The organism is Alkalicoccobacillus gibsonii, assembly GCF_016798245.1.
Lineage (GTDB): Bacteria > Bacillota > Bacilli > Bacillales > Bacillaceae_D > Alkalicoccobacillus > Alkalicoccobacillus gibsonii.
In genome coordinates, this window is sequence record NZ_JAEUZA010000001.1 from 341173 (window position 1) to 354678 (window position 13506).

General features: G+C 39.4%; 22 protein-coding genes. 9 read left to right on the forward strand and 13 right to left on the reverse strand.

Annotated features, from left to right (window positions below):
* The first annotated feature begins 67 nt into the window (after window positions 1-67).
* Together JNO66_RS01850 and JNO66_RS01855 are read left to right on the forward strand one after the other, a co-directional pair.
* Window positions 68-637, forward strand: coding sequence for a hypothetical protein (locus JNO66_RS01850; protein WP_203086497.1), 570 nt, complete (start codon window positions 68-70; stop codon window positions 635-637).
* Between the two features lie 31 nt (window positions 638-668).
* Window positions 669-1658 (forward strand): MTH1187 family thiamine-binding protein, encoded by a 990-nt coding sequence (locus JNO66_RS01855; RefSeq protein WP_246483148.1) that lies wholly within the window; start codon window positions 669-671, stop codon window positions 1656-1658.
* A gap of 16 nt (window positions 1659-1674) precedes the next feature.
* Here JNO66_RS01855 and JNO66_RS01860 read toward each other — a convergent pair whose 3' ends face one another.
* Genes JNO66_RS01860 through JNO66_RS01870 form a run of 3 tightly spaced genes read right to left on the reverse strand, consistent with a single transcriptional unit; the run spans window position 1675 to window position 3412 of the window.
* Window positions 1675-2139 (reverse strand): GNAT family N-acetyltransferase, encoded by a 465-nt coding sequence (locus JNO66_RS01860; protein WP_203086499.1) that lies wholly within the window; start codon window positions 2137-2139, stop codon window positions 1675-1677.
* A gap of 4 nt (window positions 2140-2143) precedes the next feature.
* Window positions 2144-2656, reverse strand: a complete 513-nt coding sequence (locus JNO66_RS01865; protein ID WP_203086500.1) for a 2'-5' RNA ligase family protein — start codon at window positions 2654-2656, stop codon at window positions 2144-2146.
* Between the two features lie 27 nt (window positions 2657-2683).
* Window positions 2684-3412: an alpha/beta hydrolase gene (locus JNO66_RS01870; RefSeq protein WP_203086501.1), complete on the reverse strand. Its 729-nt coding sequence runs from the start codon at window positions 3410-3412 to the stop codon at window positions 2684-2686.
* A gap of 134 nt (window positions 3413-3546) precedes the next feature.
* Between JNO66_RS01870 and JNO66_RS01875 the strand changes: the two genes are divergently transcribed.
* Window positions 3547-4098, forward strand: a complete 552-nt coding sequence (locus JNO66_RS01875) for a phosphatidylglycerophosphatase A family protein (protein WP_203086502.1) — start codon at window positions 3547-3549, stop codon at window positions 4096-4098.
* Window positions 4099-4155: 57 nt separating this feature from the next.
* Window positions 4156-4344: a hypothetical protein gene (locus JNO66_RS01880; protein ID WP_203086503.1), complete on the forward strand. Its 189-nt coding sequence runs from the start codon at window positions 4156-4158 to the stop codon at window positions 4342-4344.
* Here the strand turns inward: JNO66_RS01880 and JNO66_RS01885 are convergent.
* Complete coding sequence (locus tag JNO66_RS01885; RefSeq protein WP_203086504.1) at window positions 4341-4676, reverse strand: helix-turn-helix domain-containing protein; 336 nt, start codon at window positions 4674-4676, stop codon at window positions 4341-4343. The two genes, JNO66_RS01880 and JNO66_RS01885, sit on opposite strands and share 4 nt — an antisense overlap.
* A 168-nt stretch (window positions 4677-4844) precedes the next feature.
* On the opposite strand from JNO66_RS01885, the gene JNO66_RS01890 reads away from it, so the two are divergent.
* The gene (locus JNO66_RS01890) at window positions 4845-5078 is read left to right on the forward strand and encodes a helix-turn-helix domain-containing protein (protein ID WP_203086505.1); all 234 of its coding nucleotides are present in this window, start codon (window positions 4845-4847) and stop codon (window positions 5076-5078) included.
* A 39-nt stretch (window positions 5079-5117) separates the two neighbouring features.
* On the opposite strand, the gene fumC is transcribed toward JNO66_RS01890, so the two are convergent.
* The 6 genes from fumC to JNO66_RS01920 all read right to left on the reverse strand — a co-directional run bounded on the left by fumC (window position 5118) and on the right by JNO66_RS01920 (window position 8352).
* Window positions 5118-6503 carry a class II fumarate hydratase gene (fumC, locus tag JNO66_RS01895; protein WP_203087476.1) on the reverse strand — a complete coding sequence of 462 codons (1386 nt, stop codon included), beginning with the start codon at window positions 6501-6503 and terminating at the stop codon, window positions 5118-5120.
* Between the two features lie 142 nt (window positions 6504-6645).
* Complete coding sequence (gene msrB, locus JNO66_RS01900; protein WP_203086506.1) at window positions 6646-7086, reverse strand: peptide-methionine (R)-S-oxide reductase MsrB; 441 nt, start codon at window positions 7084-7086, stop codon at window positions 6646-6648.
* Window positions 7086-7652, reverse strand: coding sequence for a peptide-methionine (S)-S-oxide reductase MsrA (msrA, locus tag JNO66_RS01905; protein ID WP_203086507.1), 567 nt, complete (start codon window positions 7650-7652; stop codon window positions 7086-7088). Before msrA ends, msrB begins: the two co-directional genes overlap by 1 nt.
* A 100-nt stretch (window positions 7653-7752) precedes the next feature.
* Entirely contained in the window at window positions 7753-7896 is a 144-nt protein-coding gene (locus JNO66_RS01910; protein WP_203086508.1) for a YvrJ family protein, read from the reverse strand.
* Between the two features lie 2 nt (window positions 7897-7898).
* Complete coding sequence (locus JNO66_RS01915; RefSeq protein ID WP_203086509.1) at window positions 7899-8120, reverse strand: DUF2922 domain-containing protein; 222 nt, start codon at window positions 8118-8120, stop codon at window positions 7899-7901.
* Window positions 8121-8148: 28 nt separating this feature from the next.
* Window positions 8149-8352 (reverse strand): DUF1659 domain-containing protein, encoded by a 204-nt coding sequence (locus tag JNO66_RS01920; RefSeq protein WP_203086510.1) that lies wholly within the window; start codon window positions 8350-8352, stop codon window positions 8149-8151.
* 144 nt (window positions 8353-8496) lie between these two features.
* On the opposite strand from JNO66_RS01920, the gene JNO66_RS01925 reads away from it, so the two are divergent.
* Complete coding sequence (locus JNO66_RS01925; protein ID WP_203086511.1) at window positions 8497-10155, forward strand: BCCT family transporter; 1659 nt, start codon at window positions 8497-8499, stop codon at window positions 10153-10155.
* 88 nt (window positions 10156-10243) lie between these two features.
* On the opposite strand, the gene JNO66_RS01930 is transcribed toward JNO66_RS01925, so the two are convergent.
* Window positions 10244-10612 (reverse strand): PilZ domain-containing protein, encoded by a 369-nt coding sequence (locus JNO66_RS01930; RefSeq protein WP_203086512.1) that lies wholly within the window; start codon window positions 10610-10612, stop codon window positions 10244-10246.
* 51 nt (window positions 10613-10663) lie between these two features.
* Window positions 10664-11299, reverse strand: coding sequence for a LysE family translocator (locus JNO66_RS01935; RefSeq protein WP_203086513.1), 636 nt, complete (start codon window positions 11297-11299; stop codon window positions 10664-10666).
* 204 nt (window positions 11300-11503) lie between these two features.
* Between JNO66_RS01935 and JNO66_RS01940 the strand changes: the two genes are divergently transcribed.
* From JNO66_RS01940 to JNO66_RS01950, 3 genes are all read left to right on the forward strand, one after another.
* Complete coding sequence (locus tag JNO66_RS01940) at window positions 11504-11680, forward strand: hypothetical protein (RefSeq protein ID WP_203086514.1); 177 nt, start codon at window positions 11504-11506, stop codon at window positions 11678-11680.
* A 150-nt stretch (window positions 11681-11830) separates the two neighbouring features.
* Window positions 11831-12814 carry an aromatic acid exporter family protein gene (locus tag JNO66_RS01945; protein WP_203086515.1) on the forward strand — a complete coding sequence of 328 codons (984 nt, stop codon included), beginning with the start codon at window positions 11831-11833 and terminating at the stop codon, window positions 12812-12814.
* A 33-nt stretch (window positions 12815-12847) separates the two neighbouring features.
* The gene (locus tag JNO66_RS01950; protein ID WP_203087477.1) at window positions 12848-13351 is read left to right on the forward strand and encodes a L,D-transpeptidase; all 504 of its coding nucleotides are present in this window, start codon (window positions 12848-12850) and stop codon (window positions 13349-13351) included.
* Window positions 13352-13397: 46 nt separating this feature from the next.
* Here the strand turns inward: JNO66_RS01950 and prli42 are convergent, their stop codons facing one another.
* Complete coding sequence (prli42, locus tag JNO66_RS20975) at window positions 13398-13499, reverse strand: stressosome-associated protein Prli42 (RefSeq protein ID WP_203086516.1); 102 nt, start codon at window positions 13497-13499, stop codon at window positions 13398-13400.
* Window positions 13500-13506 lie beyond the last annotated feature (7 nt).

The following is a 13506-nucleotide window of genomic DNA, read 5'->3' on the forward strand; positions in this document are numbered from 1 at the left end:
CATGTTGCTTTCTCTAAGCTGTCCATTCATGGTAACGTAGAAGGGACCACAACAATGGAGGAAAAAGATGAAAACGAAGAGTAATCATTTGATCGTTTTTGTATTACCTGTCGTATTAATGCTTGTCATGGGATTTGGAGGGTACGCCTTCCTTCAGTCAGACGAGGCAAGTGAATGGACCAACGAAGATTTACAGGGAAACATTGAATGGACAGGCACACAGGCCGGACAAACCGTTGAATTATCCTGGGAATGGCCAGGTATGCCTGTTGATGGTATGTTTGGAGATGACTATTTAAGTGTGGTTGGGCCAGTAGAAGGGATTAAAGTAGAGCTTCATGCATCTGATGGAATTCTGCTTGAGGAAGAAGGGACGGAAGTAGATAATGGTTGGATTGTCTCGTTTCCAACTGAGCTTGTGGAAAATAAAAGCTACGGGAATAGAGGTACTTTACTTATTGATCTTGAGTCAAGTGAAGCATCTCTTGACGAACTGAACGTACACTTATTACATACGTGGACACAGCATGCGCCACTTGAGAAAGAGGATGCCACATTCGATCAACCAACATTCGGAGAAGCAACAAATGTCCCCTATTGGGTGGAACCCATTCAGGTAGAACAATATGTTCGTTAGAGGAATGTCCTTCCAATCTGGAGTGTTTTATATGACAAGCCAGTACGTTTCCTGTGCCAGCCATCATAAAGGAGTCCTACATAGTTGGATTGAGCCTGTTTCCTTTCGTACAACCTTAAAGATGGTCAAAGAGTTAGTTATCAGCATACCTGCTCGTTTTATTATATTACCGATCTTATGTGTCTTAGGTATCTTCTTACCGCCTATCTTTTTAAATGTAAGTGGCTTACCTGTCTATTCATTACTGTACTTAGCCTTTGGCATGCACTTTTTGTTCCCTAAAAGCCTTCGTCAATACCATGGGGCTGAACATAAAGTATTCAGCTATAAAGGCTTAATCTCGAAAGTAAGAATAAAAGCAATCAATCGAGCTTCAATCGTAAACAGAGGCTGCTCAACAAATGTTGTGGTTGTTTATTTTACGAGTGTTTGCCTTGGAGCATTGCTTCTTATTGCAGCACAAATTAATGGATCAACAGCCTTGATGATTTCTTCATATGGGAGCCTTATACCGGCAATACTTACTGAGAGGCTAATGAAAGCCTGGCCAAAAATTTATATTAGTAAGGTTTCTGCTTTCCTGCAACGAACGATCACGACAACTGAACCAGATCGGCATCATTTGCTAGCGGCTATCACATCCTATAGACAGCTAGCTGAAATGGAGTTTCCGCATCGTATTAAACGAATGAAAAAGGAGAGAACAACGAATATGGCTATTGTTGATGTAACAATTATACCAATTGGAACAGAAGGGCCAAGCGTGAGTGACTACGTGGTAAATATTCAACGTGTGTTAGAATCATTTGGAGATCAAATTACCTTTCAGTTAACACCAATGAGTACACTAATAGAAGGGGAACTTCCAGTGCTCTTTAAAGTTCTAGAAGCGATTCATGAAGTACCTTTTGAGCATGGGATTAAAAGAGTCGCGACAAACATACGAATTGATGATAGACGTGACAAAAAGCAAACGATGGCAAGTAAGTTAGAATCAGTTCAAAGCAAACTACAATCTTAATGAGAAAACCCAGCTACTAGTGAGCCGGGTTTTCTGCCTTAATTAGCTGCTTTTTCATTGTAAGATGTGGAATGCCAGCATCCAGAAATTCTTCTGAACAGATAGAGTACCCTAGATGCTCGTAAAATCTAACAGCATGTACTTGTGCGTTTAGCTTAGCTGTTGGTACGTGCTGATTTGTTAGCTCGTGCTCAATATGTTTCATTAGAGCAGCTCCGGCGCCTTGGCCTCTAAGCTCCTTTGAGATACATACTCGTTCAAGTTTAGCATACGTATCTATATGACGAGTTCTCGCAGCTCCAGCCGGTTGTCCAGACTCATCATATAACACATAATGAGTGGCCGTTGCATCTTGCTCATCCTTTTCAAGATCACTTGATACGCCTTGCTCATCTATAAAAACCTTTTCTCTCACTGAAAATGCATCATTAAGTTCAGATGTATTTGTCGCAGTGAGAATGTTCCACGTCTGTTGTTTCATTCTGCTATTCTCCCTTTAGATAAAACGTCTTCACAGTTTCCCATTTATCATCTTTGCCCTGTTTTACAAGGTGAAATTCTGTTACCTCTTCAAGGTGAGTATAAGGATTCATTTGAAATTGTCCAATTAAGTCATCATGTTCAGCTTCAGGTAAATCCTGTGCGATCGTAATATGTGGCACAAAGACTTGAAAGTCATCTTTTTGAGGATGGATAAGCTGATTAATCTGTTGGTATAAGGCATCTAACGTCTCATGTTTACGAACTTTAAAGAAAATCTTATGAGAAAGTGGTCTGAATGAATCAGCTTTGTAGATCTCAACAATAACTGGTGAAAGATCATGTGCAAGCTGATTAAGTGACTGGATCAGTTGCTGTAATTGATCTTCCTTCCAATCAAATGAATCTGTTAGTTTAATGTGAGGAGGAATAAGCGCATATTGAGAATCAAATCTTTTTCTAAACGAATTTGCTTCATCTTGTACGGATGGCGATGGAAAAAGGATCACATGATACATGGTTTCATTCCTCCTATATGTTAGAAATTAAAAGGGGAGCATTGTTTTTAGAGCATGTGGTAAATCTTTTTGCCAATAGGTCCACGTATGATTTCCTTCAAAAACTCTAAAGCTGTAAGTCGCAGGAGTTGCTTTTAAAATGTGTGATAACTCTTGATTAGGAGTGAGAAAATCAGCTTCTTCACCATTTGTCATTTGTACAACCGTTTCCTCGGAACCGATCACATGGTAAATTGATAAACTGTTCGTATACGAATGATTTTTAGCTGCATTTAACACATGCTGATCCACATATGGTGAGTGCATCATCACTTGACCGAAAAGAGTTGGGTATTCTAGGGCAGTAAGAAAAGAGATGGTTCCGGCCAGCGAATCACCAGCTAGCGTTCGGGCTGATGGTAATGGATGAGTAGGATAATGCTCATCTAAGTATGGAAGCAATTCAAAAGCCAAGAATCTTCGGTATGCTTCTGAGCGTTTGCCCTCAGGATGGTAACGCTCTCTTCGCTCAGGTACACTAGGATAAGGTACACCAACAATAATCGTCTCACGAACATCATAATCTGCCATAAGCTTTTCCATTTGACGAGGAATTCTTCCTAACTGAAAATAATCCTTTCCATCTTGGCAGATTAATACATCATAAGATGAGAGTGGTGTATAGTTAGGTGGCAAATATAGAAGTAATGGGACGTCATCGTCCAAATAGCTACTATGAATCACCGTGTCTTCCAACGTTCCATGAAGTGTGGCCATGATGAGATCACCTTTCTTTATCAGTTAATAACTTTTTTTTCAGAATGTATTGTACTCATTAGTTTATCATAACTTCTCTAAAAAGCGATGAATCTGCCCTTGTGGTAGAATAGAATATAAGGGAGGCGGTTACAATGTTAGAAAGAGTACCGTGTCAAACGGTTGAAAAGGCTGCTAGACAAAAGCTTATAGATCGTGGTGTTACAATAGAAGCTATTGCTGAGATTGTCTTTGATCTTCAGAAGCCATATGCTGAAAATTTAGACATGGCTTCTTGCATTGAAAGTACAGATGCTGTTCTCAGAAAAAGAGAGATTCAACATGCGATATTAGTTGGGGTTGAATTAGATGAACTGGCTGAAAAAGGCCTGTTGAGTGAACCACTCCTAAGCATGGTAAAACAAGACGAAGGATTATTTGGTGTGGATGAAACGATTGCTCTAGGGTCTGTTTTTGGCTTTGGAAGTATTGCTGTTACAACATTCGGATATTTAGATAAACAAAAAGTAGGAATTATACATGAGTTGGACAAGAGAAAAGAACATGTGAATACGTTTCTAGATGATCTTGTGGCAAGTATTGCTGCGAGTGCCTCGGCGAGACTTGCACATCGCATTAGAGATCTGGAAGAAAATCGTCGACTAGTCGATATTAGAAAAAGAGAAGAAGAAGATTTAATCGGATAGAAAAGCAAGATCATTGCTTACTATACGATTTGATTAAGATAAGGAGAAGTTGGGAAGATGAAATCAGAGTTGCCTCGCTGGATATATTATAAACAAGTGTTTTATTCAAAATTTCAAGCGGGTTGTCTAAAAGCAAAGATTGAGGATAATTGGCATAATGGCTATGAAATTGGGCCGCTCGTTGAGATCAAGAAACTCAAATCAAATAAGTATGTGGTTCGATACACATACGACGAAACGATTTAGTGCCTTTTAAGTGTAAGCTGTCTGTACTTGCGAAAAACAAATAAACTCTCTTTTAAATATTCCATTTCTTCTAAACTGACAGTTAATAGTTGGTCACTTTCTGTTTTAATCATCGCAATGTGATTAGGTTGACTAATATCTGTTCTTCCAAGAAGATAGTCAACAGAAACATCAAACGTATCAGCGAATAAATACAAAATGCTAATATCGGGTTTTCTGATCCCATTCTCGTAGCCTGATATGGTCGAAGCAGCTAGATTGACTCTCACTCCTAGTTGCTTCATCGTTAAATTGTGTTTTAATCGTTGTTCTCTAAGGCGAGATGAAAACATAGGTAAGGATCTCTCCATTTCATTGTTGTGTCACTTTATTATACTTTGCAAAACGCAAAGTGCCAATTATTATTAATTTACTATTCGTAATGAATTGACGATTATGCAAAATGAATTATAATCATGAAGAGTATATAACAATGATTTGAGGGTCAGGGTGTGAACGAGATGAGCTTAGTAAAGAAGGCTAGACAAAACCTTGGATACAGTTTGGAAGTTGCTGCTCGGGAAATAGGAATCTCAGCTGGCTATTTGTCGCAAATTGAAAGTGGGAAACGACAGATTAGCGCTGAAAGGGCGAAGCTAATTGCTCAAGTGTACAATGTACATCTAGATGATATTTTTACTCCTACAAGGTATGGAAGAAAAGAGTCAGTTACTGACGAAGAGGTAAATACTTAAAAGACAGGCGGGAGCTAATCCAGCCTGTCTTTACTTTGTTTATTTTGGATGAATCATGTCCTCAGGACGTACAGCAGCTTCGAATTCTTCTTCCGTTAATAATCCTGAGCTGATTGCTGCTTCTTTTAATGTTGTACGCTCAGCGTGTGCTTTCTTAGCAATCTTAGCTGCATTTTCATACCCGATGTGAGGGTTTAAAGCCGTAACAAGCATAAGCGAATCATTTAGATATTGTGTCATTTTCTCTTCATCTGGCTCAAGACCAACTAAACACTTATCGTTAAAGTTTACTAAGCCATCTGATAACAGGCGAAGAGATTGAAGTACGTTAAAGATAATGACTGGTTTGAATACATTTAATTGGAAATGACCTTGACTTGCTGCAAAACCAACGGATGCATCATTCCCAAACACCTGAGTGGCAACCATCGTAAGTGCCTCACTTTGAGTAGGATTCACCTTACCTGGCATGATTGAGCTTCCTGGCTCGTTTGCAGGAATAATGACTTCTCCAATGCCGCAACGTGGTCCACTCGCAAGCAAACGGATGTCATTGGCAATCTTAAATGCATCTGCAGCTAGTGCTTTTAATGCACTATGAAGGTGAACCAGTTCATCATGACTTGTTAAAGCATGGAATTTGTTCGCTGCGGATTTAAATGTCACACCTGTTTGCTTAGAAATTTGTGCAGACACTTGCTCAGAGAATTCAGGAGGAGCATTAAGTCCTGTTCCGACTGCGGTTCCTCCAATTGCTAGTTCTCTTACGTGATCAGTGCTTTGTTCAATCATCACTTTACACTTTTCAAGCATACGCTTCCAGCCACTAATTTCTTGACCAAACGTTAAAGGCGTTGCATCTTGTAGATGTGTGCGACCAATCTTGATCACATTCTCAAATGCTTTTTCTTTTTCTGCTAGTGTTTCTGTAAATGTTTTTACTGCAGGTAGTAGGTGTTGTTCTACATATATAACAGTGGCTACGTGCATCGCTGTAGGAAATGTATCATTTGAACTTTGAGAACGGTTTACATCGTCGTTTGGGTGTACCTTCAGATCGTGACCATTTTCAGTTAACCACTGGTTCGCTATGTAGGCAATAACTTCGTTCACATTCATATTAGACTGTGTTCCACTTCCTGTTTGCCAAACGACTAACGGAAAGTGATCATCATGCTGTCCGTCAAGAATCTGGTCGGCAGCGTAAGTGATCGCGTCCACTTTTTCTTTTTCTAATCCTTTTAATGAACCGTTTACAATAGCGGCTGCTTTCTTTAGATGAACAAAGGCGTAGACTACTTCTAATGGAATTTTCTCTTCACCGATTTTAAAGTTCTCTAAACTACGCTGTGTTTGAGCTCCCCAAAAACGGTCTGCAGGTACTTGAATTTCACCAATCGTGTCTTTTTCTGTACGTGTTTGCAACATGTCTCACCCTTTTTCACTTATTTTCAACACTCATATCATAACAGAAAATCGAATTTCCTTAAATGAAAACGTTATACATTGATAGAACTCAAAAAAAGACGAATGTCTTTTGAGGGACATTCGTCTTCCAAGAATTAATTTATTCATCAAAAAGCTTAAGATAAAGCTCGTACCCTTCATTTTTTAAATCACTTTTCGGAACAAAACGGAGGGCGGCAGAGTTAATGCAATATCTCAAGCCATTTGGTCCTGGTCCATCATTAAACACGTGGCCAAGGTGAGAATCGGCGTCTTTACTGCGGACCTCGGTACGCACCATAAAATGACTGCGATCTTCTTTTTCGAGAATTTCTTCTTCTACGATTGGTTTAGTGAAGCTTGGCCAGCCGCATCCAGCGTCATATTTATCTGTTGAGCTGAAAAGAGGTTTCCCAGAAACGATATCAACATAGATGCCGTCTTCCTCGTGGTCATAATATTCATTACGGAAGGGCTGCTCTGTTCCGTTGTTTTGAGTGACCTCATATTGAATAGGTGTGAGCTTCGCTTTTAATTCTTCTTTTGAAGGTTTTTGTGACATTATTTATTCCCCCAGTTTGACTTAGTAAATGCTTCTCTCCCAGATCCTTTTTGGTACATTTTATAGCGGATTGGATTCTTTTTATAATAATCTTGGTGATACTCTTCAGCTGGATAAAAGGTACTCGCAGGTAGAATATCAGTCACAATCGGTTTATCAAAACGCCCACTTGCTTGAAGACGTTCTTTTGATGCGATAGCAGCTTCTTTTTGAGCGTCTGAGTGATAAAAGATAGCGGTTTTGTATGAATGACCACGATCATAGAATTGTCCACCTGGATCTGTAGGGTCAATCTGTTGCCAGAATACATCTAATAACGACTCATAGGAGAATTCAGCTGGATTAAATGTTATTTGCACAGCTTCATAGTGACCTGTTGATTCACTACAAACTTCCTCATATGTAGGATTTACCGTTGTTCCACCCGTATAGCCAGAAACGACTGATTCAATACCTTGATACGAATCAAATGGTTTAACCATACACCAGAAGCAACCTCCAGCGAACGTAGCTTGTTGAAATGCGGTTTCGGTCAATGGATACTCATCCCTTTCTTGACTCTTCATGTAGTGGAAAGTCTACTATATCATATTGTGTACAATTCTCAGAAGAATACGCTTAAAACCCTCTCCCGGATTTGCGGAGAGGGTCAAACTCAGTTGGAGCTTACGATAGCTTTGTTGGTAAGGCTTCAACGGCTTCAGTCACTTTATCTAACTTTCTCTCTAATCGATTAAGTAGATAGAGTGTGACCATAATCGGGAATCCATATTCACTAATCAGAGGCACCCAGAGTTCAACGCCGTTCATGTCTAAATGCCTAAAGGAATAGCTGTGACTTCATGTTGGACTAATCTAGCGCCTTTTATAGTGGTTAATTTTCCTCCCGAAGCTAGAAACACATCCTCCGCGAGAATCGTCTCCATCACTGATTGTACCAGCTGTGCGTCCACTGGTTCAATCGGATGATCAACAGAAATGGTAACCTGCTTTCCCATTTGGTCTTCGAATAATAAGTCAATTTTTTTGCTCATGTTTTTCCTCCTTTTTGTTTGTTAGTTCTTAGTCTAGACTGTACGTGTTCTGACGAGCGACACTGAAAATCTGATACTGCTGCAAGCTAATGAGTGCATGTGCAGTTGTTGTGATCGCGGCATCACTGGCTTCCCCGTCAATGTTATGAAAGGATTTTGTTGCCAGAAGGTCCTTTCCATCATTGCCACGCCCAATCACAAACTGAAGAGTTAATCTTGTACGTTGATTCATCTTATCACCTCCTATATGTTATAAATCGCAGTCGATAGCAAGTTAGGGGGAGGAGATCTATAAATTATTTCGTAAGTAGTTTTATTCCATAGTTGATAGGGGAAAGGAATATAGATCTTTAAAAAAAGGAGAGGATTTGTACATATGGAAGAATCAAAGCAATCATCTTCATCTTCTAAAAGTGTGCTATACATCTCTACAAGTATAATTACAGTATTGATTTTATGGGGTGCTGTTTCACCGAGCTCACTTGGAAATGCCTCAGGTGCAGCACTTGATTGGATTATTGAAACCTTTGGATGGTTTTATATGCTCTTATTATCTGCTTTTGTTTTAGTTGGACTTGGCTTGGCGGTGTCTCCTTTCGGAAAGATCCGTTTAGGGAAAGAAGGGGAGAAACCAGAGCATTCCTGGTTGTCCTGGGTTGGGATGTTGTTTGCCTCGGGGCTTGGAGTTGGATTTGTCTTCTTTGGCGTAGCAGAGCCATTGCTTTATTATCTTGATACACCTGTTGGAATAGAGCCAGCAACAGTAGACTCAGCTGAGTCTGGCATACGATACGGTGTATTCCATTGGGGGCTACATGCTTGGGGAGCATTTTCCATTGTTGGATTAACATTGGCGTATGTTCAGTTTCGAAAAGGAAGACCTGCTTTGATTAGCTCCGCTTTTTATCCCTTACTTGGGAATAAAGTGAATGGGTGGGTAGGGAAGCTGATTGATGTGTTTGCAGTCATTGCAACGTGTGCAGGTGTGGCAACAACATTCGGTTTAAGTGCTATGCAAATAACTGGTGGACTTTCTTACGTGACCTCATTACCTAATTCAATTTACATACAATTAGCGGTCATTCTTGTTGTGACGATCTTATTTATTTTTTCAGCAGTTAAAGGGATTGATAAAGGGATTAAACGATTAAGTAATATAAATTTAGTTCTTGCTGCCCTGCTTTTATTGTTTGTTCTTTTCACAGGACCTACCTTATTTATTTTAGAGAACATGGTTAATACATTTGGTGGGTATCTATCAAACGTGGTTTCTATGTCTTTCACGATGACACCATACAGTGAAAGTGAGTGGTTAGGCACAAACACCATCTTTTTCTGGGCCTGGCATGTATCATGGTCTCCCTTTGTCGGACTGTTTATAGCTCGTATTTCAAAGGGAAGAACAGTACGAGAATTTATGGCGGGAGTGTTAATTGTACCAACGGTCTTGGCTGTAATTTGGTTTAGTGTATTCGGAGGATCTGGGTTGTTCTTTGAAATGTATCAAGGAGCCGGTCTTGCAGATGTTGTCTCAACAGATGTAGAAAACGCGATGTTTGTTCTACTCGAACAACTTCCACTAACGAGCCTTGTAAGCGGAATGGCTATTATTCTCATCCTAATCTTTTTTGTTACCTCAGCTGATTCAGCTTCCTTTGTTTTAGGTTCGATGACGTCAAATGGTCGGTTGAATCCTGCAAATAAGCTAAAGGTTATGTGGGGAGTGTTAATTGCAGCGACAGCTTCTGTTTTATTAATAAGTGGCGATGGGGGACTAGATGCCCTACAAACCGCTGCACTTTCAGCTGCCTTACCGTTTGCTTGTATCCTTATCTTAATGATTGTATCTGTGTTCATTATGATGGGACGAGATTTAGGGTATGAGAAGCGAAAAAAACGTTCAGAGCAGCTTGAGATCATCAAGTCTGAGGTTAAGGAAGATATTAAAGAGGATATTTACGAGGAATTAAAAGAGGATGTGTACGATGAAGTAAGACAGGAATTACAAGAATCAGAACGGAAAAAAGCAGATTAGTTCATCTATAAAGCAAAGACGAAGGATCCTGAGTGGAACCTTCGTCTTTGTTTCGTTTCTGTCCATGACTGATACCTGTTGAGAAGTGTTAAGAACGATGATTAAGAGCAAAGCGTTTTAACGCACCAATTACATCTTCTTTTTCTTTGTCAGAAGATAAGAGCTCTAGTCCATACTGGTAGTCACTAGCAACCGGTTTCATCCATTGGACGGATCCTTTAAGACAAAGAGGATGATCCTCCATATGAAATTGAATTTCCAATATAATCGTATAGGAAGCCGGATCCGGTAATTTGTATTGGGTTTTCATGCGAATGCCTCCTGGACTAAGGTCAAGAATTGAAAGCTCACCTTCTGCCATTTGAACCTCTTGTCCATTCAACGTTAGGATGTGAAATGTTCCACGTATAGATGGTTCAAATGTATAACGAAAGCTTTCATCACGCTTATAACGCACAGTGTGATTCCTCCTCCAACAACGATATAGTTTCATTATCGGTAATGGTACCTATGAAATCAAGTAGTACAATTGAATACCGAAGTGAAGAGAGAAGAAAGCAAGCATCGTTGCAGCAACAACATTTAACCCTTTTAATACCTTTGCTTTCATTAAAAATGACGAGAAGTGTGTTAAAAAGGACAGATTTAAATTCCATAGTAGAATTCCGGTGAAAATGAGTAAGCTATACCATAAAATGAACAAGCCGTTTGATCGTTCTACGATCTCACTTAATACTGAGCCATAGATTCCAAACCAAAACATGATATTGATTGGATTAATGAGAGCAATGAATAAACCGGTATAAAAACATTTCCAAAAGATTGATTTCTTGGGGCGAATTAAGTGACGATCCTTCCATAAAGACTGAGGAGCTTTCTTAAAGGTCCGAACGCTTAAATAAGCAAGAAATAAACAACCGCATAAATAAAGGATTGCTTGTGTCGTAATATGGGTAAGTATCGATCCAAGACCAAAATAAATGGTTGTCATAAAGAGTGCGTCTGCAGTCATTCCACCAATACCAACAGCAATTCCTCCTAAAAAGCCATTTCTAAGCGTTCGATTAATAATCTCCAAGCAAATAGGGCCAACAGGAGCAGCAAGAGAAATCCCCAAAACGATAGCTGAAATCGCAGTGATCAAAGAACTCCTTCCTTTCCATCCGTTCATTTTGTCTTTTACTAATACATGTCCAAGTTTGTGAAAATAGACATGTTATTTTTTGGGTACTTTGTAGAAATGTAAAGAGATCTCTAAATTCAGTGTGAAAGCGATTACGATCCTGTGAGGCGGGAAATGAAAAGTAAGCAAGATAGTATAACAAAATCACTGAAGGAGGAAATCATAATGAGCAAAAAATTGATGTATAGTATGATGGCAGGTATCTTTTCAGTAGGAATGTTAGCGGCTTGCGGAGATGGTGAGACGGATGGTACAGATCCGATGGAACCGGCTGATCCGGGTCAAGATGAAATGCAGGACGATGGAATGAATGATGGTATGGGTGACGATTCAGATATGTAATCATATCTATATGATGATTAAAGTGGGCAATCCCGTTAAGCGGGATGCCTTTTTTCTTTGTTTAAAACGATAGGATGAAGCCTTAGCCTATGTTTATTTCACCTCCAGGCATGTTAAAATAAGACCGATGATAAGGAGATGAACGCACGTATGAGATTTAAAATTGGCTATCGCACGATAAAAACAGCAATTGGCGTTTTAGTTGCAACAGCCATTTCACAAGCATTACAGTTAGATTCTTTTGGGTCAGCTGCCGTAATTACGATACTATGTATTTCAGTCACAAGGAAAAACTCATTAAGAGTATCCTGGCATCGTTTTGCTGCCTGTCTCCTAGGAATGATTCTTAGTATGGGTATCTTTGAATTACTTGGTTATACACCAATTGTTCTCGGGTTATTTATGGTATTATTCATACCTTTTGTAGTTGCACTTCGACTTAGTTTGGGGATTGTTACAAGTTCGGTCATTGTGCTCCATATTTATACGCATGCGAATGCAACCGTTGATCTTTTTATGAATGAACTTCTTCTGGTCGTGATTGGCATAGGGACGGCCTTACTAATGAATTTATATATGCCTAGCAGTGAGCGTCAACTAAGAGTATTTAAAAAGCAAATTGAGCAAAACTTTAGCTTAATTCTTTACGAATTTTCTACGTACATTCGTAAAGGAGACAGTGAATGGATTGGCGCGGAAATTTCAGACACAGTACGTTTATTAGATGAAAGCAAGAACTTGGCGATTCGTGAGAGGAATAATCAAATCCTCAAAGAAGAAGATCAGTACTTTCATTATTTCCAAATGAGAGAAAAGCAATTTGAAATTCTCGAACGCTTAATGCCATTCATCACAACAATTCACGGATCCGTGTCACAAAGCGAAAATCTTGCAGACTTTCTAGAAGAGTTAAGTAAGGCAGTGAGTCCAACCAATCATGTGCCGTACTTCTTAGGACAATTAGAGAAGATGCGTGAAACGTTTAAAGAGATGGAGTTGCCCACTACAAGAGAAGAGTTTGAAGTTCGATCTGCCCTTGCCTATATCATGCATGAGCTACAACAGTACTTATTGATTAAAGACTCTTTATGGAATGAAAAAAAGGATACAAACGTTAAAAAAAGAGCATTCTAACACTAGAAAAGGAGGGGTTTTCTGGTGTTCAAAATGCTCGTTGCGATTCTCATGATTGTGGCTTCTCCAATTTGGCCGATTGGGGAGAATCCAATAAATGGGGATCCTTTTTTAATCGTAAACGTTTCTACAAATCAACTCGCTTTTATTCATGATAATACGGTAAAAGAAGTACTTCCGGCTGCAACGGGTAAGCAAGCGAGTCAAACACCACTTGGTTTGTTTACTGTTACGGTTAAGGCAAATAATCCGTATTATCGAAAGAAGAATATACCAGGTGGAGATAAGAACAATCCTCTTGGAAGTAGATGGATCGGTTTTGATGCATTAGATACAGAGGGGAGAACATACGGTGTACATGGTACAAACCGACCTCATTCCGTCGGTTATTCCGTGACTTCTGGTTGTATTCGTTTAACAAATGAGACGATTGAACAGCTGTATGATCAGATTCCTCTTGGTACTAAGATTCTCATAACGGATCAATCCATCTCATTCGAGGAATTAGGTAAGCAGCATGGGGCCCTGAAGAATTAAGAAATGAAAAAAAGAAACACCAAGATTGGCGTTTCTTTTCCCACTATTATAAGCCTCCCAGACCTGCAACTCCCATAAACATTCCGCTTAATATAATCGCAACAAGCATGATATAAATCACAACTTTTTGTAATCCTTTTCTTTGCATCGATTCA